This is a genomic window from Nocardia sp. NPDC050175 (genome assembly GCF_044459885.1).
GTDB lineage: Bacteria > Actinomycetota > Actinomycetes > Mycobacteriales > Mycobacteriaceae > Nocardia.
Genome location: NZ_JBITJI010000005.1, coordinates 565,419 through 588,243, shown reverse-complemented (window position 1 = coordinate 588,243; position 22,825 = coordinate 565,419). Strand labels below are relative to the sequence as shown.

19 protein-coding genes are annotated in these 22,825 nt (G+C 66.5%); 5 read left to right on the top strand and 14 right to left on the bottom strand.

Annotation, left to right across the window (positions count from 1 at the left end; all coding sequences use genetic code 11):
• Positions 1-4: 4 nt before the first annotated feature.
• Both ACIBK2_RS20490 and ACIBK2_RS20485 read right to left on the bottom strand, forming a co-directional pair.
• Entirely contained in the window at positions 5-2,704 is a 2,700-nt protein-coding gene (locus ACIBK2_RS20490) for a discoidin domain-containing protein (RefSeq protein WP_396969092.1), read from the bottom strand.
• 140 nt (positions 2,705-2,844) lie between these two features.
• Entirely contained in the window at positions 2,845-3,792 is a 948-nt protein-coding gene (locus ACIBK2_RS20485) for an SMP-30/gluconolactonase/LRE family protein (protein ID WP_396969091.1), read from the bottom strand.
• 246 nt (positions 3,793-4,038) lie between these two features.
• Here ACIBK2_RS20485 and ACIBK2_RS20480 point away from each other — a divergent pair, with 246 nt between their 5' ends.
• From ACIBK2_RS20480 to ACIBK2_RS20470, 3 genes are all read left to right on the top strand, one after another.
• A complete protein-coding gene (locus ACIBK2_RS20480) occupies positions 4,039-4,506 on the top strand; it encodes a PaaI family thioesterase (RefSeq protein WP_396969090.1) in 468 nt (155 codons plus the stop codon).
• 426 nt (positions 4,507-4,932) lie between these two features.
• Positions 4,933-5,259: a transglycosylase family protein gene (locus ACIBK2_RS20475; protein WP_396969089.1), complete on the top strand. Its 327-nt coding sequence runs from the start codon at positions 4,933-4,935 to the stop codon at positions 5,257-5,259.
• 439 nt (positions 5,260-5,698) lie between these two features.
• Positions 5,699-7,642, top strand: coding sequence for an MFS transporter (locus tag ACIBK2_RS20470; RefSeq protein ID WP_396969088.1), 1,944 nt, complete (start codon positions 5,699-5,701; stop codon positions 7,640-7,642).
• A gap of 8 nt (positions 7,643-7,650) precedes the next feature.
• On the opposite strand, the gene ACIBK2_RS20465 is transcribed toward ACIBK2_RS20470, so the two are convergent.
• The 11 genes from ACIBK2_RS20465 to ACIBK2_RS20415 form a co-directional block, all read right to left on the bottom strand.
• Complete coding sequence (locus ACIBK2_RS20465; RefSeq protein ID WP_396969087.1) at positions 7,651-7,860, bottom strand: molybdopterin-binding protein; 210 nt, start codon at positions 7,858-7,860, stop codon at positions 7,651-7,653.
• Positions 7,861-7,913: 53 nt separating this feature from the next.
• Positions 7,914-8,492, bottom strand: coding sequence for a pyridoxamine 5'-phosphate oxidase family protein (locus ACIBK2_RS20460; RefSeq protein WP_396969086.1), 579 nt, complete (start codon positions 8,490-8,492; stop codon positions 7,914-7,916).
• A gap of 103 nt (positions 8,493-8,595) precedes the next feature.
• Positions 8,596-9,336: an SDR family NAD(P)-dependent oxidoreductase gene (locus tag ACIBK2_RS20455; protein WP_396969085.1), complete on the bottom strand. Its 741-nt coding sequence runs from the start codon at positions 9,334-9,336 to the stop codon at positions 8,596-8,598.
• Positions 9,333-10,352, bottom strand: a complete 1,020-nt coding sequence (locus ACIBK2_RS20450; protein ID WP_396969084.1) for a phosphotransferase family protein — start codon at positions 10,350-10,352, stop codon at positions 9,333-9,335. The genes ACIBK2_RS20455 and ACIBK2_RS20450 overlap by 4 nt, the downstream gene beginning before the upstream one ends.
• Before the next feature lie 40 nt (positions 10,353-10,392).
• A complete protein-coding gene (locus tag ACIBK2_RS20445) occupies positions 10,393-11,562 on the bottom strand; it encodes a thiolase family protein (protein ID WP_396969083.1) in 1,170 nt (389 codons plus the stop codon).
• Between the two features lie 154 nt (positions 11,563-11,716).
• A complete protein-coding gene (locus ACIBK2_RS20440) occupies positions 11,717-12,415 on the bottom strand; it encodes a hypothetical protein (RefSeq protein WP_396969082.1) in 699 nt (232 codons plus the stop codon).
• A gap of 306 nt (positions 12,416-12,721) precedes the next feature.
• Positions 12,722-13,771: an ABC transporter ATP-binding protein gene (locus ACIBK2_RS20435; protein ID WP_396969081.1), complete on the bottom strand. Its 1,050-nt coding sequence runs from the start codon at positions 13,769-13,771 to the stop codon at positions 12,722-12,724.
• Positions 13,768-14,577, bottom strand: coding sequence for a molybdate ABC transporter permease subunit (gene modB / locus ACIBK2_RS20430; protein WP_379288214.1), 810 nt, complete (start codon positions 14,575-14,577; stop codon positions 13,768-13,770). The genes ACIBK2_RS20435 and modB overlap by 4 nt, the downstream gene beginning before the upstream one ends.
• Positions 14,577-15,356 carry a molybdate ABC transporter substrate-binding protein gene (gene modA, locus ACIBK2_RS20425; RefSeq protein ID WP_396969080.1) on the bottom strand — a complete coding sequence of 260 codons (780 nt, stop codon included), beginning with the start codon at positions 15,354-15,356 and terminating at the stop codon, positions 14,577-14,579. The genes modB and modA overlap by 1 nt, the downstream gene beginning before the upstream one ends.
• An 11-nt stretch (positions 15,357-15,367) precedes the next feature.
• Positions 15,368-15,766, bottom strand: a complete 399-nt coding sequence (locus tag ACIBK2_RS20420; protein ID WP_357377790.1) for a TOBE domain-containing protein — start codon at positions 15,764-15,766, stop codon at positions 15,368-15,370.
• Between the two features lie 475 nt (positions 15,767-16,241).
• Positions 16,242-17,498 (bottom strand): PucR family transcriptional regulator, encoded by a 1,257-nt coding sequence (locus ACIBK2_RS20415; protein ID WP_396969079.1) that lies wholly within the window; start codon positions 17,496-17,498, stop codon positions 16,242-16,244.
• Positions 17,499-17,794: 296 nt separating this feature from the next.
• Here ACIBK2_RS20415 and ACIBK2_RS20410 point away from each other — a divergent pair, with 296 nt between their 5' ends.
• Positions 17,795-19,156 carry a lipase family protein gene (locus tag ACIBK2_RS20410; RefSeq protein WP_396969078.1) on the top strand — a complete coding sequence of 454 codons (1,362 nt, stop codon included), beginning with the start codon at positions 17,795-17,797 and terminating at the stop codon, positions 19,154-19,156.
• Here the strand turns inward: ACIBK2_RS20410 and ACIBK2_RS20405 are convergent.
• Entirely contained in the window at positions 19,148-22,309 is a 3,162-nt protein-coding gene (locus tag ACIBK2_RS20405) for a tetratricopeptide repeat protein (protein ID WP_396969077.1), read from the bottom strand. The two genes, ACIBK2_RS20410 and ACIBK2_RS20405, sit on opposite strands and share 9 nt — an antisense overlap.
• A gap of 247 nt (positions 22,310-22,556) precedes the next feature.
• On the opposite strand from ACIBK2_RS20405, the gene ACIBK2_RS20400 reads away from it, so the two are divergent.
• On the top strand, positions 22,557-22,766 hold the full coding sequence (locus ACIBK2_RS20400; RefSeq protein WP_396969076.1) for a hypothetical protein: 210 nt from the start codon (positions 22,557-22,559) through the stop codon (positions 22,764-22,766).
• Positions 22,767-22,825: the final 59 nt, after the last annotated feature.

The following is a 22,825-nucleotide window of genomic DNA, read 5'->3' as shown; positions in this document are numbered from 1 at the left end:
AGGCCTACTTCGGTGGGGCGGCGATCTCTAGCTCGCGCAGACCTGGATGGACAGTCGGGTCCGCCGCCGCGATGTCCAGCCGGACGTAGCGGGCGGAGATCGGGCTCGCCAAGGTCCCGGTTGCCGGGTCGACGGTGACTGCCGTCCAGGTCTTGTTGTCGGGAGACACCGCGACGGAGGGTGCCGTCGGCGCCGGATCCGACCAGTGCGGAAGTATCCGTCCGACCGGGGTTTCCGTGCCCAGGTCGACGGTGAGCGTGCCTCGATCGGCGTCGGGCGCCCAGCCGGTGGCGATGCTGCCGTCGACCGCGGCCTCGGCGTACCGGCCCGGTTCGGCCGAACTCGCGGATACGGACTTACAGCGGGCGAGGTTGTCGGTGGGCGTCAGGTCAGGTCGACGGGTCTTGACGCTCAGCGGCTGGTCGCGGCTGACCAACTGGGTGCCGGTCGCGGTCCGGACCTGCATCGCCGCACCGTCCTTCAGCGTGATCTTCGTGTCGTCGGGTCCGATCTCCGCGTCGAAAGTCCTTCCCTGCCAATGCATGCCGCGAATACGCAGTCCCGCGCTCAATTCCGGCGGCAGGGTCGGATCGATGCGAACCTCGTCGGCCCGCAAGCGCAACCCGAGCAGACCATTGGTGAACGTCTGCAGGAATCCGCCTGCGGCGGTGACGAAGGTGAAGGCGGGCGCACCCGCGAGTGCGTCCTTGACGCCCGCCTTGTTGCCGCGGGCCTCCGCGAACTGCCCGAACGGTGCGCGCTCGAACGGCCGAACCGCGCGTTCGAGGTAGGTGTCCGTCGCACAGCCCGGCGTGCCGATCGCCGCGGCATCGATGGCGTGCACCGAGTCGGTCATCGCCGGACCGTCGGGATCGGTACGCTCGGCATAGTATTCGAGAGTGTTGGCCGAAACATCCTGCGACATAGGCCATTCCAGCGGATAGATCAGCAGTACGGTATCCGCTTGTTTGATAGGCGTCCCAGGATAGCCGTCGTACTGGGCGAATATCTGCCGCGCCGGATCGAAGGGCATACGCAAGTGGTCGGCGATCGCGGTCCACTCCGGCGGGACGGGCTGGCCGAGGATCTCGGCGGCCCGGGCCGCATTGCGCAGTGCCAGTGCGGCAACCGCGTTGGTGTAGACCCCGTCGTTGACGCCGTTGCTGTATTCATCAGGGCCCGCGACATTTTCGATCGAGTAGCTGCCGTCGGGATTCGGCGTGACCCGCGAGGCCCAGAATTCGGCCAGGTTCCGCATGATCGGCCAACCGCGGCCGCGCAGGTAATCGGTGTCGCCGGTGGCCAGGTAGTACTGCCAGGCCGCGAGCGAGATATCGCCCTGCAGATGGACCTGGGTCAGGCAGTGCGGCGGATCCCAGCTGTGACATTCCGCGAGGGCACCCCGGCTCTCGCTGGTCCACGGATAGAAGGCGCCGCGATAGCCGAGCTGCTGGGCGTTCGCCTGCGCGGCGGGCAGAGTCTTGAACCGGTAGTCCACCACGGATCTGGCGAGATCCGGCGCCAACTGGAGCAGGCCAGGGAACATCCAGATGTCCGCGTCCCAGAACACCGCCCCCGCATAGTTGTCGCTGCTGAGTCCGACGGGCGAAATACTGTTGTCCTGTTGGGAATTCGTGCTCGAGTACAGCGAGTAGAGCGCGCCGCGGGCCCACGTCTGCAGGTCGGAGCCGCCCGGTATCTCGATGTCGCCGCGCCACAGCGAACGCCACTGCGCCGCCGTGCCCGCCAGCAGCTCCGGCCAGCCCTGTCGCGCCGCCCGCTGCGCCGCGTCCTGAGCCGCGGCGACGGGATCTCGCGCGGTGAGCGCGGTGTCGACGCCGACGAATTTGGTTACCTCGTAAGTCCTTCCGTCCCGCACGGTGAGCCGGTTCTGCTGACTGACGGTGAGATCGCGCGCCGGGGCAGGCTGCTGCGCAGCCCCGGTGCTCAACACGGACGCGACCGCACCGACGACTCCGGTGCCCTCGGTGCGGAAGCCGACCCGGATAGCGCCATCACCCGCGCCGCCTTCGGTCTGCGTCATCCGGCGGGCGCCCGCGCCGTCGAGCAGATCGGTCACCGTGATCGCACCGGACCAGTGCGGGACGAGCGTGAGATGCACCGCGCCCACATGCTGATCGACCCGATCTGTGACGACGTCGTACACCAGATCGGTGGCCTTGCCGTCCCGGCTGGTCCAGGTCAGCGTCGTGCGCACCAATCCACAGCGCAGATACCCGGTCTGCGAGAAGTTGGTGATCTGGGCGGCCGGTGTGCTCGCGGAGTACGTGTCGTCACCGACGCCGACGTTGAGTGCGGACCAGTTCGGCAGCGCCGCCGCGACCTCACGATCGTCGGCCAGCCCCGGCGTGTGCCCGTACAAACCGGCCACGAAGGCGCCGTCGTACCGGGGCGTGTACAGCGGCCAGCCGCTCATCTCGCCGGTCGACACGTATCCCGTGCCGCGCGGCGGCACCCGCAGCCCGAGGTAGCCGTTGCCGACGAACGGATGCTGCTCGAACCCGGCGGCCACATCGGTATTCGTCGACGTCCATCCCGGCGCGGACGAGGCCTCGTCACCTGGGCAGATCGGTGCGGCCTCGTCCCGTGCGGCGTCCCGGACGGCGAACAGGATCCCACCGGCCACCAACGCGATCGCCACGATCAATGCGGTGCCGATCAGGATCTTGGTGCGAGAACGCAATCCGTACCTCCATGTGCCGCATGGACGATGTCGTACTCGGCTACCCGGCCCGAGTTCCATGCGGCCACGACCCGGAACAGCTCTGCACCAGCCATCCTATGATCGGCTGGGCGGCCGCCGAATAGCGGTAGGTCTCGGCGTCAGGGGGTCGCGGTGCGGGCGTTCGGGTCGAAGCCGCCGGGGATCTCGTAGACCACGCCAGTGAAGGTGGCACCGAACAGGCGGCCCGCCGAGAAGCCGCTCGTGCCGCGGCCATAGGTGAGGACGCTGGTCAGTGGGTTGCCGCCGCCGAGGACGCAGTACTGGTTCGGGGCATCGATCCGGATGACCTGCCCCGCGGTATTGAGGGGGACCACCGGGCGATCCAGGGAGTCCAGGGTCAGGCCGTCGGGTGCGGCGAGCGCGTCGCCGCCGCCGAGATCGAGCAGTGACTGGGGTGCGCCGGGGTTGGCGGTGGGGATCCGGCTCACCCCCGGGTTGGCGAATGTCCTACTGACGTACAGGTATTCGTCGTCCTTGCCGAGGACGGCGCCGTTCGCACTCGGGAACGATGTCCAATCGGCCTGCACCGCACCGTTCGGATAGACGCGGCCGACGAGATTGCCGAAATCGTTGGTGGCGTAGACGGTTCCGTCCTGCGCGACGTCCATGCCGTTCGCGGCGCTGAGTCCCGCGGCGAAGGGCCGGACCGCGCCGGTGTCCGGATCGAGTTCGATGATCCCGGCATGGCGCAGGGTGTCGCCGACGAAGGATCGTGCGTCCGCGCCGTAGCCGACCAGCAGTTTGTCGTCCGGTGTCCAGGCGAGCGCGCCGCCACCGCCGCTGGGCACGGTCGCGATGGGGACCGGGGCCGCGCCCGGCGCGTCGATCCGATACACCCGACCGGTCGCCAGGTCTGTTGTATAGGCCCGCCCACGTGCGTCGACGGTCAATCCCTCCAGCGCACCGGGCAGTGCCGCGGCCACCACCGTCGGCTGGCCTGCCCCGCCGCACACCGGTGCGGCACTCGCCGCGGGCGCGGCAACCGCCGACAATGCGGCGAACGTCAGCGCCGCCACGGCGACCGTTGCCTTGTCCATGCTGGTCATTGCACACCTCGGCTGTCTGGTGATGGGTGCGATTCGCCGCGACAGAGCACGAATCGCCGAATGGGCCTGGCGAACCCAGTGCAGTATGCGCCCGTGGCGTGCGAGATTCACGCAACGCCGGTGATCCTGGCGTGGCACCCGCGAGACGGTCAGCGCCGCACCGGGTTTGCCATCGGGCGGGCTACGCTTCGGTGAGGCGGCCGAGACGAGGTGCTTGTCGCCACCGGCGCGAAGGGATGATGCGGGATGAGTGACGAGGTGGAGACGCCGCCGTTCGCGGAGATCGTCAACGGGGCACTGGAATTCACCATTCCAATCGCGCACCGGATGGGCGTGACGGCGGTCGAGGTGCGGCCGGGGTTTGCCGCGACGACGGTGCCGATCGAGGGCAACGGGAACCACTTCGGCACGATGTACGCGGGAGTGCTGTTCACGGTGGCGGAGATTCTCGGTGGCGCGATCGCGATCGCCACGTTCGACAACTCCGCGTTCTATCCGCTGGTCAAGGATCTGCACGTGTTCTTCCGCAAGGCCGCGAAGACCGATGTGCGCGCGGAGGCGAGTTTGCCCGCGGCGGAGATCGCCAGGATCGCCGAAGAGGCTGCCGCGAACGGGAAGTCGGACTTCACCTTGCGCGCGGTTGTCACCGATGCCGACGGCGTGCTTGTCGCGGAGACCGAGGGGCTTTATCAACTGCGGGCGCACGGCAAGTAGGAGATTGCCGAGGTCGGCGTTCATCGCGCGGTTCGCCGCGTATTCGAGTCGTACATAGCGAAGTTTTCATCGGCGTCCCGCTGAGTGGGACGCCGATGCCCGGCGTGCGACCGACAACACAGTCTATCCGTGATCTCGGGCACATAACGTAACAATTGACTTTTGCCTGATCGATTCCTTTTACCTGCTCGTGATGCATAAACGGGATAACCCTCTACTTGCGGTCTAGAGAGTTTCGATGTGATCGAAGCGTGATTCGCAGCGACTTCTTCGCTACCGTCGCCGGAGCCCGATCTACGACGGGCCCGAACTCGAACCGCTGAATGCCGGTAACCCTGTCCCGCGGTTCGAGGATCCCCGACCTACCTGGGGGCAGGGACACGGCGAGCACGTGCCGTGCCGGTGGGCGCAGGCAGGAAATCCGCCATGTCGCATAACCGCAAGTTCACCCGCGTCCTCGGCCTCACCGCCGCACTGGGCGCCCTCGTGGCCGTCCCGTTCGGCCTGTCCACCGCCACCGCGTCGGCCCACGACTGGGACGCCGTCGCACAGTGCGAGAGCGGCGGCAACTGGGGCACCGAGACCGGCAACGGCTTCTCCGGCGGTCTGCAGTTCACCCAGAGCACCTGGTCCGCCAACGGCGGCGTAGGCAGCCCGAGCAACGCCAGCCGGGCCGAGCAGATCCGCGTCGCGGAGAACGTGCTCGCCACCCAGGGTCCCGGTGCCTGGCCCGTCTGTGGCGCCTACCTGTAAGCGTTACCGGCGCTAGCCCGCCGCTCCGCGTATTCAGGCCAGACTTAGGTGCGGGGAGCTGCCGCCTAGGCGGCAGGCGGTGACGTCGTGGGGCAGGTTGGCCTGTACCCGACGAGTTACCCATGTTCGTGCGAAATCAGATGTCCCGTCGCATCGAGTTGTTCGGCTACTTTGGAGCGACTGGACATCTATAGCTCTGCTGCCCTAATGGATTCGATATCGCAAGGGTGAATGTGCCCTTGCGATATCGAATCAGGTTCTGCTCTGGCGAATGCTCAATTATTTCATCCCACGAATTATAACTAGAACACGTTTCGGTCTCGTGTCGCGAAATGCCTGCGGGCAGTGGTGCCAATCACTAGCCTGTTGCCACCCGGTCCTTCGTGCCGGCTCGAGGTAGAGCCGGACGAGATGCCGTGGCTAGAAAGGCATCTCGACCATGAGTTCGACCCAGACCGCCGCACCGCCCACCATTCTCACCGGGCTGTGGCAGCGCAAGCTACCGCACTATCCCGATACGCCCGCCCGCTCCTGGTATCTGACCGTTGTGGTCATCGCGTCGATCGGGCTCTACTACCAGTTGTTCGTGACCGGCGCGGTGGGCAATGAGCTGATCGCCTATTTCCACCTGTCGTTCGCCTACTTCGTCTGGATCTTCATCATCGGCGCCGCGTTCGGCGCGGCCGCCTCGGTGCTGGCCGGCCTGCTCGACCGGTGGGGCCGGGCCAACATCGTCGCCTACGGCGTGGTGATCTGCTCGCTGCTGACGCTGTTCGCGGTGCCCGCGACCACCACGAAGGAGCAGTACCTCTTCGTCTACGTCGTGGTGAGCATCGTCGAGGGCGCGGTGCTGGTGGCCACGCCCGCGCTGATCCGCGACTTCTCGCCGCAGCTCGGCCGGGCCTCCGCGATGGGCTTCTGGACCCTCGGCCCGGTGATCGGCGCCCTGGTCACCACCCAGATCTCTACCCGGTCGCTGGACGCGCACCCGGACTGGCAGTACCACTACCGGCTGTGCGGCGTGATCTGCCTCGTCATCGCGGTGATCGCGCTGGTCGGCCTGCGTGAGCTCAGCCCGCGGCTGCGCGACCAGATCATGGTGTCGCTGCGCGATCGGGCGCTGATCGAGGCGCGGGCCCGCGGACTCGACGTCGGGAAGCTGGAGCAGGGGCAGTGGCGCCAGATGCTGCGCCCCAACATCATCGGTTCGGCGTTGGCGATCAGCCTGTTCCTGGCTTTCTTCTATACGATCGTGTCGTTCCTGCCCGTTTATATGGCGACCAACTTCGGCTTCAGTCCGGCCAAGGCCAACGCGCTCGGCAACTGGTACTGGACCGCCAACGCGGTCGCGCTGGTGCTGGCCGGGATCGCCTCGGACTACCTCAAGGTGCGCAAGCCGTTCATGATCGTCGGGGCGGTGATCAGCGTGATCGGCATGTATCTGTTCATCGGGTACACCGACAAACCGGACACCGGCTACTACACCTTCGCCTGGGTGTTCGTGATCATTGCCGTCGGCACCGGCATCGCCTACTCGACCTGGATGGCGAGCTTCACCGAGACCGTCGAGGAACGCAATCCGGCGGCGACCGCGGTCGGTCTCGCGGTGTGGGGCGGCACGCTGCGCAGCGTCGTCACGGTCGTGCTGTTCGGCCTGCTGGTGGTGGTGAACGCGGCCGGTCCGCTGGTCAATTACGGTCCGCGGCTGCAGGAGATCCAGGCGAAGTACGGCCCGCAGCTGGCGACCATTCAACAGGTCGGGCCGGAAACCCTTGCGGCGCTGAGTAAGAACCCGAACGACCAGGTCGCCCAGGTGACGGCGTTGACCAAGCTGACCGGCGCGTCACCCGCCGAGATCCAGACGGCCTTCGGGCTCACCGTCCGATACTCGGAGGAACTCGCGACACTGCAGGCCATCGAACCGGCCACGCAGGCGGCGCTCGCCGCGAATCCGAGTGACGGGAACGCCGGACTCGCGGCGGTGGGGCAGGTCGCCAAGAAGTTCGGCATCCCGGTCGATCAGGCGATCGCGCGGCTGACCGCCGTGCAGCAGATTCCGCCCGCCGACCTCGCGGTCCTCGGCACCGTCGGCCCGAAGCTCGCGCAGGCGGGCGCGCAACTCCAGTCGGTCGGCACCATCCCCGCCGACGACCAGGCCTACCTCGCCGCGCACGCGACCGAGGTGCAGCAGGCCAAGGCCGATTCGCCGCATCAGTGGGCACGCTGGTGGTGGATCTGCCTGATCGCCCAGATCGTGTTCCTGCCGTTCGTCTTCCTGATGGCAGGGCACTGGAACCCGAAGAAGGCCGCGGCCGAGGCGGCGGCGCACGACCGGCTGGTGCAGCAGGAGCTGGCGGAGTTGACGCCGATACCCGCTCGGTAACCGGCTGGCTACTCGACGCCGAGGGTGACCTCGGTGGACTTGATCAGCACCTTGACCTGGACGCCGTCGGCGAGTTGGAGGTCGTCGACGGCGTCGCGGGTGATCGAGGAGGTGATCTCGTCGCCGCCCGCGAGGCGGACCCGGACCACCGCCATGGCCTCGCCGCGGGTGACCGAAATGACGGTGCCGTCCATCTGATTGCGGGTGCTCAGTCGCATGTCGGCGAGCATACGCAGACCGGCACCGACGAGGCGGGATATGCGAACGGTGTCTAGCGGGGAATGGCCGAGGGCAGCGGGTGGTCCGGCTCTAGCGCGGGCAGGCCGTCGAGGCTGATCGAGTTGTCGCCCGCGATGCGGCGCGCGAAATCCTCGTCGGTGCGGCGGTTGTGCAGCGCGTCGAGCACCGGGCGTTCGTCGACGAGTTCGAAGTAGGGGACCGAGTAGCCGCAGGAGTCGGCGATGCGCTCGACGTCGATCACGATGGCGGCGCGCAGGCCGGGGTGCTGCAGGCCGAAATGTGGTCGCAGGGTATCGAATTCGGCGGAGTCGGGGCGCACCACCCGGCCGGTGCCGAAGAGGCGCAGGATCTTCGAGGTGCGGTCGAACGAGCAGAACATGATGGTGATGCGGCCGTTTTCGCGCAGATGCGCGATGGTTTCCGAGCCGCTGCCGAAGAGGTCGAGGTAGGCGACGGTGTGATCGTCGAGGACGGCGAAGGTGTCGCGATAACCCTTGGGAGACAGGTTGACCAGCCCGCCTTCGACCGGTGCGGTCGCTACGAAGAACATCGACTGCTCGCTGATGAACTTGCGTAGCGCGTCATCGAGATGCGAGAAGACCTTCGCCATCAGGGCCCCTTCCCTAGTCGTCCCATGAACAGGACTCGAGGTTCGAGCGTAACTCCGGGCCAGGTCTGGATGGGCGGCTGAGGCTCAAATCACGTGGTCGAGGCTAGGCCCGCCAGAGTTGGTCTCCGGCGCGGGAGATGACGATGTTCGGCACCACCGCGTTGCGGGAGAGCCGGGTGATCGCGAGGACCATCTCGGCGATGTCGCCGGTGGTCAGCATGGCCGACTGATCGAGGACGTCGCGTTTCCACGCGGTCATGTCCGTGTCGACGTAGCCGGGGGAGATGGCGGTCGCGCTGACGCCGTTGGCCGACTCCTCCAGCGAGAGGGTTTCGCAGAGCGAGATCAGTGCGGCCTTGGTCGCGCCGTATGCGGCGAGACCGGCCTCGCCCGCGACACCGGTAATGGAGGCGAGGGCAATAATTTTCGCGCCACGGTGCGGATCGTCCTGTGCGCTCTTGCGTAGCAGCGGGAGTGCGGCCTGGATGAGGGTGATGGGTGCGCGGAAGTTGACGTCGAGCATGCGCTCGTAGGTTTTCACCGGCATGTCGGCGATGGTGCCCGCGGTGCCGGTGCCCGCGCTGAGTACCAGGGCGTGCAGGCCGTCGAAGCGGTCGGCGTGCGCGTGGACCAGCGCGCGCACCTGGTCGAGGTCGTTCATCTGGGCGACAACGGGATTCACCTCGACGCCGGTCTCGTCCTGCAGTCGGGTCGCGGTGTCGGTGAGCACGTCCTTGTTCCTGGCCGCGATGGTCAGCTGGTAACCCTCGTCGGCCAGGCGGCGGGCCACCTCGGCGCCGATGCCGCGTGAACCGCCGGTGACCAGGGCGCTGCGGACGGTCATTCGAGCATCTCCAATCCGGCGTCGAGCAGCAGCGGCACGGCCGCGCCGATGGTGGCGAAGCCGTCGCCGACCGTCTTGCCCGCGAGGAAACGTTGGTGAATGCCCTCCGCGATGACCGCCAGCTTGAAGTAGCCGAGGGCGCGGTAGAAGGGGAGGTGTTCGAGGGGGTAATCCGTTGCAGCGGCGTAGCGTTCGGCGATCTCGTCGGCCGACAGGAAGCCGGGGTTGGCGCTCGGGGCGTGCCGGACGCCGAGCACCGGCTCGCAGCGGGCGTCCCAATAGACCTGGAGCAGACCGAGATCGGCGAGCGGGTCGCCGAGAGTGGCCATCTCCCAGTCGACCACGGCGGCGATGGTGCCGAAGTCGTTGCGGTCGACGATCGTATTGTCCAGGCGGTAGTCGCCGTGCACGATGGTTTCGGCCGCCTGTTCCGGCAGTGCGGTGCGCAGGGCGTCGGTGAGGCGGTCGAGGGCGTCGAGTTCGCGGGTGGCGACCCGGTCCCACTGGCCGCGCCAGCGTTTCACCTGACGGGCGAGATAGCCGGCGGGGCGGCCGAATTCGGCGAGGCCGACGGCGGTGTAGTCCACCGCGTGCAGTGCGGCCAGGGTGTCGATCAGGGCCTCCGAGCAGGCGCGGGCCTGGTCGGTGGTGAGTGCGGCGGTCTGGTCGCCGTCCTGGAGGACGTGACCGTCCATGAAGGAAACCACCGCGAACGGGACGCCGATCACCTCGGTGTCCTCACATAGCGCGATCGCCTGTGCGACAGGGACGTTCGTGTCCTGGAGGGCTGCGACGATGCGGTATTCGCGGGCCATGTCGTGCGCGGTGGGGGTGAGCGGGCCGAGTGGTGGGCGGCGCAGCACCCAGTCGTTCGTTCCGTCGTTCAGGCGGTAGGTGAGGTTGGACTTGCCGCCTTTCAGCAGCGAAGCGGTGAGTGGTCCGGCGGTCTGCGGCACGTGGGCCTCGAAATACCGTTGCAGCGCTGGCAGATCGAGGCCGGCCAGGGCCGCCGTCATCGGTTCGCCTCGTCGAGGGTCCGTCGCCTGACAGCGGGCGTCATCCGAGGCGCTCGATAATGGTGGCGTTCGCCAATCCGCCTGCCTCACACATGGTTTGCAGGGCGTAGCGGCCGCCGGTCTGCTCGAGATGGTTGACCATGGTGGCCAGGATACGGGTGCCGGAGGCGCCGAGTGGGTGACCAAGGGCGATCGCGCCGCCGCGCGGGTTCAGCTTGGCCGGATCCGCGCCGAGCTCGTGCTGCCACACCAGCGGCACCGGCGCGAACGCCTCGTTCACCTCATAGGCGTCGATATCGTCGATGCTCAGCCCGGCGCGTTCCAGGACCTTGCGGGTGGCCGGGATGACGGCGGTGAGCATGAGCAGCGGGTCGTCGCCGACCACCGAGAACGAATGGAACCGGGCGCGCGGACGCAGGCCCAGCTTGTTCGCCGACTCCTCGCTCATGATCAAGGCGGCCGAGGCTCCGTCGGTGAGCGGTGAGGAATTGCCCGGCGTGATCAACCATTCGATCTCCGGAAACCGCTCGGAGAACTGCTCATCCACGAACGCGGGCTTCAGCCCCGCCAATCCCTCGGCGGTCGTCGTCGGGCGGATCGTCTCATCCGCGGTCAAGGTGCCCGCGGCAACCAACTCGTTCGCGAACCCACCCGCCGCGGCCGTCTCCGCCGCCAGCCGATGCGAGCGAGCGGCGAATTCGTCGAGCGCCGCCCGATCGAACTTCCACCGCGCACTGATCACCTCCGCCGCAATCCCTTGCTGCACAAGCCCTTCCGGATACCGATGCGCCAGCGGCCCCTGATTCGGATCCTTACCCTGCGCATTCGAGAACATCGGCGCCCGGCTCATCGACTCCACCCCGCAGGCGATCGCAATGTCATACGCCCCGGCGATCACCCCCTGCGCCGCGAAATGCGCCGCCTGCTGACTCGACCCACACTGCCGATCCACCGTCGTCGCAGGCACCGACTCCGGAAACCCCGCAGCCAGCGCCGCCGTCCGACTGATGTTGAACGCCTGCTCCCCACTCTGCGTCACACACCCGCCGACCACATCATCGACCAACGCCGGATCCAGCCCGTTCCGCGCCACCAACTCCGCCAACACCCCGGCAAGCAAGGTCGCCGGATGCACCCCCGACAACCCACCCCCAACCTTCCCCTTGCCCGAAGGGGTACGAACGACATCGACGATGACGGCAGACCGCATGGTCGCCTCCGATCAACTAAGTTAGTATCGATTCCGATCTAAGTTAACACGGATTCGCCTCGTGGTGGCATGGGAAGCTACCGTCCACCAGGAGGCGACCGTTTGCCCCTGAACGAGTCCTGCCACGGCCATCTGGACGTCGAATCTGGCTCGGTCAGTGGCCGAAGATCGTATCCAAGGAATCGGCGACTACTGCTTTGTCGAACCATGTTTCGAGCTGTTCGGTGTTCGAGGAAGTCAGGATGTGCCCGCGGAGATCGTCCGAAACTTCGAATCCGCGTGCGACGAGGAACCGCACCAGCATCTTTGCCTCGCCACGAGCCTCGCCACGAGCCTCTCCTTGCTCGAGCAGGCCATCGACGAAGTCATCTCGGTAGGTAGGGCTGGCCATGAGCTCCTCCAGGGCTTTTCTAGCCGCATCCGATGCGGCGTGCTGGACAAATCGAGTGTAAGTCGTGCGGGTCTCGCGATCGAGGGTGGCGAGTTTGTCGAGGACCAGGCGGCGGTTGGTGTCGTCGGTCAGGTCGAGGGCGTGGGTGAGAGCGGCGAGGACGGTGAGTTCGGGGGCGACGCCCGCGAATGCCGGGTCCGTGGGATCCGGGGTGTTGTGCGGGCCGATGACGATGGGATCGAGGCTGAATCCTGGGTGCCCGGTGTGGATGGTGCGGCGGCAGGCGTTCGCCGTGGCTTGGCTCGACGCGATGACGACCAGGACGGCATCGCAGTCGTGCTGGGATTGGGCTACTGCCACGTAGGCGGGCCACGCCCTACGTTTCCCGCGTTTGGGCGCGGCCGACTGAGATTCGGTGATGACGGCCAGCTTGCTGCCGTCGGTGCCGCGCAGGAGCGTCACGGCGTCGGCGCGGAATTCGGGTGGGTTGCAGGTGCTGAGGTTGCTGTCGCTGACCGTAGCCCTCGCTCCGGGGGGGGTAGCTCGACGCCGGTATCCGTCAACAGCGCGGCGGCCAAATGAGGGTTGTGGCGCAGCAATTCGAGAGGGACTTCGTGGCGGATGCTCGGCATGGCGGGAAGATTGTCATGGGCCACCGACAGGTTTTTGTGGCTCAGGTCGTGTCGGCTGTGACACGCCGATTAGCTTGGCACACAGTTTATTTCGGCATCCGAGGTATGTGCTGGTGGTTTTGCACCAGACTGCGGATTACGCAGGATATGTATGTGTTTCGGTGGCTTTCACTGCGGCCCAGAGTTGGCGGCCGGGGCGGAGGCGGAGGTCGGCGACGGTGGCGGGGGTGACGTCGGCGAGGACGGGTGGGGTGCCGTCGAGGCGGAGGCGGATGGTGTGTGCGTGTTGTTCGATGTCGGTGATGGTGACGGGCCAGGTGTTGCGTTGGCTGCCGGTGGGGCGGTCGGGGTGCAGGCTGACGGCGGTGGGGGCGAAGGCGATGTGTACGGCGCCGGTGCCTGGTTCGGCGGCGGTGAGGGTGCCGCCGGTGTCGAGTTCGACGGTGGTGCCGTTGGCGGTGCCGCGATAGAGGTTGAGGCCCACCAGGTTTGCGACGTAGTCGGAGCGGGGGCGGTGCGCTACTTCGCTCGGGGAACCTTCCTGGACGACGACGCCGTTTTCGAGGATGACGAGGCGGTCGGCCAGCACCATGGCGTCGAGCGGGTCGTGGGTGACCAGCACGGTGTGGCCGGAGTAGTCGGCGAGGTGATGGGCGAGGTCGGAGCGCACGCGCAGCCGGGTGCTCGCGTCGAGGGCGGCCAGGGGCTCGTCGAGCAGCAGCAGCGCGGGGTCGGTGGCGAGGGCGCGGGCGAGGGCGACGCGTTGGGCCTGCCCGCCGGATAGGGCCCGTGGTTTGGCGTGCTGGTGCTCGGCGAGGCCGACGCGGTCCAGCCACTCGGCGGCACGGGCGCGGGCGGCAGTGCGGCGTTGGCCGCGAGCGCGCAGGCCGAACGCGACATTGTCCAGCGCGCTCAGGTGGCCGAACAGCAGGTAGTCCTGGAAGACGACGCCGACCTCGCGCCGCTCGGCGGGCACGAACACCTTCGGCGGTGCGTCCCAAGTCTTTTCGCCGATCCGCAGCACGCCGTCGGTCAGCGGCGTGAGCCCGGCCAGCGTCCGCAGCGCGGTGGTCTTGCCCGCCCCGTTGGGGCCGAGCAGGGCAACGACTTCACCCGGTGCCACGGACAATTGCAGGTCGAGCTCGAATTGCCCTCGGGTGACCCGCAATTCGGCGTGCACGGTCATACCGCGCCTCGAATCCACCGCTCGCGCAACGCGACGAGCACGGCGACCGACACCGTGAGCAGCACCAGGCTGAGCACGATCGCGTCCTCCGGATCAGCTTCCAGCGCCAGATAGACCGCAAGCGGCATGGTGGTGGTCTTCCCGGGAAAGTTGCCCGCGAACGTGATGGTGGCGCCGAACTCGCCGAGCGCCCGCGCCCAGCACAGCACCCCGCCCGCGACGACACCGGGCAGCACCGACGGCAGCGTCACCCGCCGGAAGGTCAGCCACCGCGACGCGCCCAGCGTGGCCGCTGCCTCCTCGAAACGCGGATCCGCCGCCCGCAGTGCGCCTTCCACCGAGATCACCAGAAACGGCATCGCCACAAACGCTTCCGCGACAACAACGCCTGCAGTCGTGAAAGGCAGTGAGACACCGAACCATTCGTACAGATAACGCCCGAACAGCCCACGCCTGCCGAGCACGAGCAGCAGCGCGACACCGCCCACAACGGGCGGCAGCACCAGCGGCACGGTGACCAGCGCCCGCAGCACCCCGCGTCCCGGCACCTCGCCGCGCGCGAGCAGCCACGCCAACGGCACCCCGAACACCAGGCAGAGCAGCGTCGCCAGGCTCGCGCATTGCAGCGAAAGTCGCAGGGCCTGACCGACTTCGGCGTTGAACAGCCGACTCGGCAGACCGCGCCACGGCGCCCGCCATAGCAGCCCTACCAGCGGAACGAGCAGAAACGCCAGTGCGCACAGCGCGGGCAGCACCAGAACGAGCGGTCGCCGTCCCTGGGCTGCCCGTCGCCGCGGCACCCGCATCACGGGGCGTCGAATCCCGCCTTGGCGAACACCGTCTTCGCCTGATCGGACTTCATGAAGTCGACGAACGCTGCGGCCGCAGCCGAATTCGGCGCGTGCGCGAGCGGCGCGACCGGGTAGTCGTTGATCGCTTTGGACGCCTCGGGGAAGTCGATGCCCTCCACCTGCGCACCCGCGGACAGCACGTCGGTCCGGTACACCAGCGCCGCATCGACCTCGCCGAGCTTGACCTTCGTCAGCACCGCCTTCACGTCGGCCTCGCGGGTGTCGGGCTGCGGGTTGACGCCGGCGACGTCGAACACCGTCTTGGCGGCGGCACCGCACGGCACCTGCTCGGCGCACAGCGCGATCTTCGGCTCGGTCTTGCCGAAGTCGGCCAGGCCGGTGATGTGGCCGGGGTTGCCCTTGGGCACCGCGATCTCCAGCCGGTTGCGCACGAAGGTGAACGGCGCGCCGGTCACCTCGCCCTTGTCCTGCACCTGCTGCATGTTCTTCGGGGCCGCCGAGGCGAAGACGTCGGCCGGGGCGCCCTGGTTGATCTGCTCGGCCAGCGCGGAACTGGCACCGAAGCTGTAGACCACCTTGACGCCGGGGTGCGCGGCCTCGAACTGCTTGCCGAGCTCGGTGAAGGTCTCGGTCAGCGAGGCCGCCGCGAACACGGTGACGGTGCCGCCGACCTTGTCGGTGGCCGCGGGCGCCGCCTTGTCGTCGGAGCCGCAGCCGACCAGGGTCAGCGCGGCCACACCGGCAACGGCGGCGACGCTCAGCGAACGAATCATTTTCGACCTCATCAACTTTCTGGAATTTCGACTACGACATGTGTCGACTTGACCGATGCCACCGCGACGCTGCCGACCTCTAGCCCGAGCTCGTCGACCGACTCCCGGCTCAGCAGCGAGACCAGCCGGAACGGTCCGGCCTGCATCTCGACCTGCGCCATCACCGTGTCCTTGACTACCCGCGTGACGATGCCGCGCATCCGATTGCGGGCGGACGCCGCCACGGTGACGCCCGGCTGCGGGGTCTCCGCGGTGGCCTGCAGGAATTCGGCCAGTTCCCGGCCGCGCACGCCCTTGCGTCCGTTGCCGAGCTGGATCGCGGTGAGCTTGCCCTGATCGATCCACCGTCGCACGGTGTCGTCGCTGACGCCCGCGAGCACCGCCACCTCACTGATCCGCAAATCTGACACGATCCGTAGTTTATTGCCGCATCTGCGGAAAGCAAGGGGCAAACGTGGGCGGCGTGGCGCGACCGCCCGGCTCGTCTCTGCTACGCGGCCCGGCCGACGCCGACCCTCGTGCCTGGCGTACCGCGACCGATTCCTCCGGTATGGGCCTGCTGTGGTTGCTGTGGCGGAATTTCCGGTGAACTGTCTCACAACGGCCACGGTCCGATCTATTGGCCGAGTTCTTCGGCGGACACTGAAAACCCTGTCCGGCATATCATTTCGCGACGTAGCTACGAATCATGTGATGCCGATTCCGTTGATCCAACAGCCCGGACACCGCTCGCGATCATTACATTGGAGGGGATTTCGCAGTCCCATCTGATGGAGGAATTTCGGTGCCGCTTATCGATCTGGGTTCGTCAGCGTTGAATCTCGCGAACGTCGTGACGTCCATTGCCGCCAACATCACCTACCTGTTGCAGGCCTGGCACGTCATTTAATCGACCCCGTGACCCGGCGGCTGCGCGTCGGCCGCCGGGCACAGGCGCTGGATCGTCAACGCCGCCGCGAGCAGCCGGGAGTCGGATGGTTCGGTCGGATCGATGCCGGTGAGTTCCGCGATGCGGCGCAGGCGATAGCTGAACGTATTGGGATGGACGTGAATCTCCGCGGCTGCGGCCTTGCGGTCGGACCCGTGGCGCAGGTGCGCGTCCAACGCATCGATCAAATGTGGGCTGGACAGGATCGGCGCGATCCGCTGCACCAGTCGCTCCCGCGCAGGACCCGGCCTGGTTAGCTGGTGTTCCAGCAATAGATCGTCGAGGCGATAGATGCCCGGCGGTTTGCCGAGCAGCCGGGCCAGTTCGGCGAGATCGGTCGCCTCGCGCGCCGCCTCCGGCACGGATTCCCTGGCGACCGAACGATATTCGGCCACGAACACCGCGACACCGAACTGCTCGGCGAGCTCCGCGGCCAGGTGCTCGTAGCGCTGCTCGGCGAGGTCTGCTTCGGATGCGTTGGGCAGCAACGCGATTCCGGTCGAGCCGTCGAAGGTGGCCAGCGCGGTGGTGCCGGTGAGACCGTCCAGCGCCCGCTGCAGGATTCTGATCCGCCGCCTGCTGATCAGGGTGTCGACGGTGCTGGGCTGCTCGTCGTGCCGAATATGGATGGCCAGCACGGTGTATCGCTCGGCCAGCGCGGTATCGGCCCGCGCGGCAAGCTCTTCGGCGGGTAACCCGCCGAGCAGCGCGGCGCACAGGGCCCGCCGGGCCTCGCGCTCGGCGTGGTAGATCGATTGTTCGACCTCGGTGTAGGTCTCGACGACGGTGATGTTGATATGCATCAGTAAGTCGAGCAGTCGGCCACCGATAACAGTGAGATCGTGCATCTCCGCCGTCGTGGCCAGCGCCACCGCCTCCTGCAGCACCGATTGCGCGGAGCCGTGGATGGCCTCGAACAGCAGCGGCAGCGGAATCCGGTCCTCCGCATGCCGTTGCGCCACCGGAACGACGAAGGCCGCGACCTCCGCCCGGGTGAACGGCCGCTGCTCGCCGATGGCGTGCAGAACGGCCCGGCCGCAGGCGTAGATCGCGGGCAGCACCTCGGCGGTGAAGTGGCCCTCGGGCAGATCCGCGGCGGGTGGGGTGGCGCCGAGCCCCGCGGCGAGCATGCGTTCGGCGATCTGCGGCCAGCGGGTGAGCAGCCGGGTGACCAGGGACGCGTTGCCGGTCGGCGGGGAAAGGGCGAGGGACATGCATCGATTGTTTCCAACGACAGGTTTGGCGGCAAGATAACCCATGCATCGGCCGGAACTTTGTCTCGGACAACAACTTCCCGTGCGGATTCTGCTCTCCGGCGTGCAGTGACAGCGGTTTGCCCGTACCTGGCGTGCGCGCGGCGACGGCAGTCGCCGAGTGCTGCGATGAAGAAATATCTGCGCACGAATTGTCTTCCACGCCAATTCTTTTCCCACCGGCTAGTTCGCTAGCTTGAACGTGGGCATACACCGACGGCGCGACGATGCCGGACGCCATCGAGAGGATGAACAACATGAGTGCCGACCCCGCGCTAGGCGTCATCGGCCCCCTGATCGAGCCGCGCTCCACCTATCCGCTGCTGCCCGAAGCGGATCCGTTCTACGCACCTCCGCCCATGCTCGGCCAACTGCCGCCCGGCGCCATCGTCCGCACCCGAGAGATCGAGATCGCGCTGTTCGGCCTTGTGCCGCAGCGGATTTCCGCCTGGCAGCTGCTCTACCGGACCTGCGATCTGGACAACGTCCCCGAGGTCGCGGTCACCACCGTGCTGTTGCCGTGGGGCGCCGACCCCGCGGAACCGCGGCCGCTCGTCTCGTTTCAATGCGCGATCGACGCCGTCGCCTCGAAATGCCTTCCCTCCTACGCCCTTCGGCGCGGCGCGCGGGCGGCGGGCTCGATTCCGCAACTGGAGCTGCCACTCATCGCCAGCGCGCTGGCCCGCGGCTGGGCGGTATCGGTGCCCGACCACGGCGGAACCACAGGCCGGTTCGGGGTGGCGCGCGAACCAGGACACCGTGCGCTGGACGCGATCCGGGCGAGCCTGGCGTTCGAGCCGCTCGGCCTCACTGCGTCGACACCCGTTGCGCTGTGGGGCTATTCGGGCGGCGGCCTTGCCACCGCATGGGCTGCGGAACTGGCGACCGAATACGCGCCGGAACTCGACCTCGTCGGCGCCGTCGCCGCCTCGCCCGTCGGCGACCCCGCCGCCGCCTTCATCCGCCTCAACGGCTCACTGTTCGCCGGATTCGCCGCCGTCTTCACCGCGGGCCTGCGCCGCGCCTATCCCGACCTCGACCTGCTCCTGCGCACCCACCTGGACGCGCGCTACCTCGCCTGGCTCGCGGAAACCGAGACCACCGCGACCATTCCGCTGCTGTACCGCTTCGCCCGCCGCGACATCGACAAGCATTGCCGCGGCGGCCTCACCGCCCTCCTGGAAGCACCGGAACTCCAGCGCGTCCTCGGCGACATCCAGCCCGGCCGCCGCACCCCGACCATGCCGATGCTCATCCTGCAGGGTGTCTACGACGAGGTCATCGCCGTCACCGACGTCGACGCCCAGGTAGCCCGCTACACCGCGGCAGGCACCCACGTCCGCTACCTCCGCGACCGCCTGAGCACCCACCTCCTACTGCAATACATCGCCCTCCCGGTGATGATCGACTGGCTCGCCGACCGCCTCGCCGCCCGCGAACTACCCGCCGCGACCACCGAAACCGCCTGGTCACTGGCCTTCTCGCGCCGCGCCATGGCAGGCCACCTCGACTTCGCCCGCCTCCTCACCCGAATGCTGTTCGCCCGCCCGATTCGGCTATTGCGAGAACCGGCTGGGATACAACGTCTTGATGATCCGGCCAGCAAAGTTTCACAATAGTTTGTCTCGATCGGGTGTGCGTGGCTGTGACGTGCCGCGAGCTTCTTCACGCCAGTGGGCAATGCTGGCTCGGGTCAGCCGCGTAGAGGGATGATCCGGCCCGAGGATGCGGAGCTGATCACGAAGTAGACTGTCGTATTGCGCTACAGCTCTTGCGAAGTCGCCGACCTCCCCGCTCCAACGGGCGATGCTGTTACGGGTGCGTAGTGAATGCGGATGGTCCGGCCCGAGTAGGCGTTGCTGATCCGCGAGAAGCAGTTCGAACTCCTCGATGACCCGCCCCGTGTCGCCCGCCAGGGCACGGCATCTGAGAAGATTGTGGCGAGTGATGAGAGTATCCAGGTGATCGGGACCAAGGACGCGAAGGCGGTCTGTCAGCAGGCTGCCGAGTTCAGTGATTGCGAGTGCGAGATCGCCACTTTCGCCGCGCCAGTAGGCGAGATTATTCCGAGTGCGGAGTGTTCGTGGATGGTCAGGCCCGATGATTCGTTTCTGATCGATGAGTAATTGTTCGAATTCGATTATGGCGCGGTCGAAGTCGCCGGATTGTGCCCGATACCTTGCGAGATTGTGGCGGGTGACAAGGGCGTCGAGATGGTCAGATCCGAGGATTTGAATCTGCTCTACGAGTAGCTGCTCGAGCTCCGCAATGGCCTGGTAGAAGTCGCCGACCTGCGCGCGGTAGATCGCAAGGGTGTTTCGCGTCTGCAGTGTAAGGCGATGGTGTATGCCCAGAATTTCCTGTTGATCCACGAGCAAGCTCTCGAGTTCCGTCACAGCTTGCACGAGATTTCCCTGGATACCGACGAAGCGCATGAGGTTGCGGCGGCTGTGCATACAGTCTGGATGATCCGGACCCAATATGCGAGTTTGGTCGTTGATCAGTTGCTTGAGTTCGAGGATCGCGTCAGACAAGTTGCCTTTGATCCCGTGGCATTCAGCCAAACTGTAACGGGTGCGAAGGGTGTCGATGTCATCGGCGCCAAGGATGGTCTGCTGCTCGTTCGCGAGCTGCTCGAGTTCGGAAGCGGCCCTGTTGAGTTCGCCACTTTCGGTCCGCCACGATGCGATCTTGTGCCGAACGGCCATCGTCTGTCGATGGATTGATCCGATGGTTTCAACGAACGCGGGGAGCCAGGCCGCCCATTGGTCGCGATTGTCAGCGGCCCTCGGGGTCTCCATACGTTCGAGGAACTGGAATGCGGCTGCAGAGTCGCCGTTGGCGAGGTAATGACGAGGCGCCGACTTGCGAGCGTATTCGACAGCTTGCGTACTGGTGCCGACTTCTATTGCTGCAGCAAGCGCGCGATGGGCGATGCCGGCGGTCGTATGATTCTGGTTGATCCACGACTCCAGCGGGCGAAGTAGAGCGTTGTGGGCGATACCGAGCATCTCTTGCGGTTTGCCAGCATGGCCTCGACTTATCAGGGCGCCCAAGGCCACCGTCACATCACGAATCTGTTTCGGACTCAATATGACAGCACGAAACGTAAGCGCGGCTCGAAGCAACTCGACGGGAAGAACCGGACCCGCTCCTGCGGCGACGAGGATTGCGATTATCTCGGCGACGGTCGGGTCTTTTGGTGGTGCCGCCGTCTGCGTGGCGGCACGGACTCGGGCGATGACGACTCCATCGAAACTTGTTTGCCCATACAGCCACGAGCTGGGGGCTTGGTGTAGGTCCAGCTCCACCAAAAGACGAGGGAGAAGCCAACCGCCTTCTGGTGACCGCTCGATGAGTTCCGCCATGACATTGTGAATCCAACCGATCCAGCTGTTCGGCTGGGCGCTACCGCGTCGGGTCGAGACAACCTCGGCGATGTCGCGGGGCGTCGGCGCCTGCAGGTCGATCCGGGCCATGTGGCTGAGCTCTGCAGAGCGTTCAACTCCGGCTCCTTCCCTGATACCGACGATCAATCGAACATGGGCTAGGTCGTCACGACGAGTCAGTTCAGCGATTGCTGCGCAGATTAGCTTCCTGGTCCCCTCTTCAGGCTGGTCGAGGCCATCGATCACGATGTGGAGGCGCAGTCCAGGCTTGCCGATTCGAGCGAGTGGCTCGAGCACCGTCAAACCAAAACGGTTCTGCTTGGCTCCGCTACTGTCCGACTGGTGTTCGACGAGTTGAGCGGCTGCCGGGAAGTCGGTTACTCGCTGGCGCAACTGAGTCGATACCTCATCGGCGAAGGACTCCATGGAACTCGTCACATCGAGGAAAATCGCCGCAGTGATGTATTTGGCAGACAGATCTGTCAAGTTGTCCGCCAGGCGTGGACGAATCAGCATCGCCATCAAGGTTGATTTGCCAGCGCCTGCTGGCCCGACTACCACGCGGAGGCGTTGATTTCCCGCGTCCACGACCTGGGCCAATCGGTGGCGTAACGTGTCGGTCATCACCAGGCGCCTGGTCAACTGGTCGACAAGACCGGCCGCTGGCCGCCCTGCTACGGCATCGTCTCGGCGAGCGGCGTTGGGTACGAGCCAAAGACCAGGGTCCCCGCCATACGCCAAGCTCAAGTGTTGCGGCTCTTGCCGGCGGCACCTTTGTGCGATCGGCGCGCGAAGGTCTGACGGCAGCAAATTCTCGCCGCTCATTGGCAGGCCGTGGAAGAAAATATTGACTAACGACCGCGTGAAGCAGCCGCTATAGGCGGGTCCGTCACCAGTGGCCACAAGGAGTTCCATCCGCCCGGCGGCGAGGTCGACCTTGTCTGGCCAGCGGCTGGCGGCGCCCACCACACTCTGCTCCGTCTCACAGGCATCGACCAGCACGATCAAGCCGTCCAACTTTGCGTTGTCCAAACGTTCGCGGATCTCCTGCGGTAGGTGAAAGGCGTTTCGTGAATTCGGACGTTCCGGCGAGTCGGAGACGAGCAGGTAGAAGTCGGCAGCACCGGTCGCCCTGCCGTGCCCGACGAAGCTGAGCAACAAGGTGGCTTGCTCCTCGGATGCGGTGGCGAAGGCCTCATCGACAGCTGCCTGCAACTCGGCGACAGTTGGGTTCAGAATCGGCCCGTCACGTTTCGTCGCGGGCTCCCACCCGCCGAGCTCACAAAGACTCGAATACAGCTCACCCGCAAGTTGTTCAGGGAAGTCCAATGTTGGCAGCGCATCGCATTCCGATCCGATTACGACCGCAAATCGCCCACCCATGGCTGCGAACCTAACTCACTGGAGGCGGCTGCGGGCCCATTCGTGTGCCACCGATGGTGGTGGTCGGGCGCCATATGGTCGGGGCCGGTTGGTTTGCCTGTACGGGACACCGGCGCCCGTTTTGCCTCGTGCCACCAATTATGTTGTCCCAGAGCCGAATCCGTCTATTTGGCGTGAGTAAGCCCTGACCTGCCATCGATACGGCCTGCGCAGCCTGGCCGCCACCACGCCACTGAAGCGCATCCAGGTGAACGCGACCGTCAGCGGCTTCTCCGCGGCGGGCACGACGGTGCCAAGGGCGGGCGGACCGATCATCTTCGACAACGGCAGTAGCCGCACCGGTCGAGGTCCGCAGGTCTTCCAGCTGTGCCCGATCTCCGCTGCGGCGGATGGAGCGCAGAACGTGTCGACCGTTGAAGCCCGGGCCGATGAGTCCATCCCGGACTGTCCGCGCTGAAGTTTGTGTGTCCGATCACGAATGTCCGGGTTTTGCTCTAGCGTGGGCACGATTGGTGC

Bases quoted from the DNA above. Each gene is read 5' to 3' on its own strand.
- ACIBK2_RS20485 (WP_396969091.1), bottom strand. From the start codon at position 3,792: ATGACCAGCATGGACAAGGCAACGGTCGCCGTGGCGGCGCTGACGTTC.
- ACIBK2_RS20480 (WP_396969090.1), top strand. From the start codon at position 4,039: ATGAGTGACGAGGTGGAGACGCCGCCGTTCGCGGAGATCGTCAACGGG.
- ACIBK2_RS20475 (WP_396969089.1), top strand. From the start codon at position 4,933: ATGTCGCATAACCGCAAGTTCACCCGCGTCCTCGGCCTCACCGCCGCA.
- ACIBK2_RS20470 (WP_396969088.1), top strand. From the start codon at position 5,699: ATGAGTTCGACCCAGACCGCCGCACCGCCCACCATTCTCACCGGGCTG.
- ACIBK2_RS20465 (WP_396969087.1), bottom strand. From the start codon at position 7,860: ATGCGACTGAGCACCCGCAATCAGATGGACGGCACCGTCATTTCGGTC.
- ACIBK2_RS20460 (WP_396969086.1), bottom strand. From the start codon at position 8,492: ATGGCGAAGGTCTTCTCGCATCTCGATGACGCGCTACGCAAGTTCATC.
- ACIBK2_RS20455 (WP_396969085.1), bottom strand. From the start codon at position 9,336: ATGACCGTCCGCAGCGCCCTGGTCACCGGCGGTTCACGCGGCATCGGC.
- ACIBK2_RS20450 (WP_396969084.1), bottom strand. From the start codon at position 10,352: ATGACGGCGGCCCTGGCCGGCCTCGATCTGCCAGCGCTGCAACGGTAT.
- ACIBK2_RS20445 (WP_396969083.1), bottom strand. From the start codon at position 11,562: ATGCGGTCTGCCGTCATCGTCGATGTCGTTCGTACCCCTTCGGGCAAG.
- ACIBK2_RS20435 (WP_396969081.1), bottom strand. From the start codon at position 13,771: ATGACCGTGCACGCCGAATTGCGGGTCACCCGAGGGCAATTCGAGCTC.
- modB (WP_379288214.1), bottom strand. From the start codon at position 14,577: ATGCGGGTGCCGCGGCGACGGGCAGCCCAGGGACGGCGACCGCTCGTT.
- modA (WP_396969080.1), bottom strand. From the start codon at position 15,356: ATGATTCGTTCGCTGAGCGTCGCCGCCGTTGCCGGTGTGGCCGCGCTG.
- ACIBK2_RS20415 (WP_396969079.1), bottom strand. From the start codon at position 17,498: ATGTCCCTCGCCCTTTCCCCGCCGACCGGCAACGCGTCCCTGGTCACC.
- ACIBK2_RS20410 (WP_396969078.1), top strand. From the start codon at position 17,795: ATGAGTGCCGACCCCGCGCTAGGCGTCATCGGCCCCCTGATCGAGCCG.
- ACIBK2_RS20405 (WP_396969077.1), bottom strand. From the start codon at position 22,309: ATGGGTGGGCGATTTGCGGTCGTAATCGGATCGGAATGCGATGCGCTG.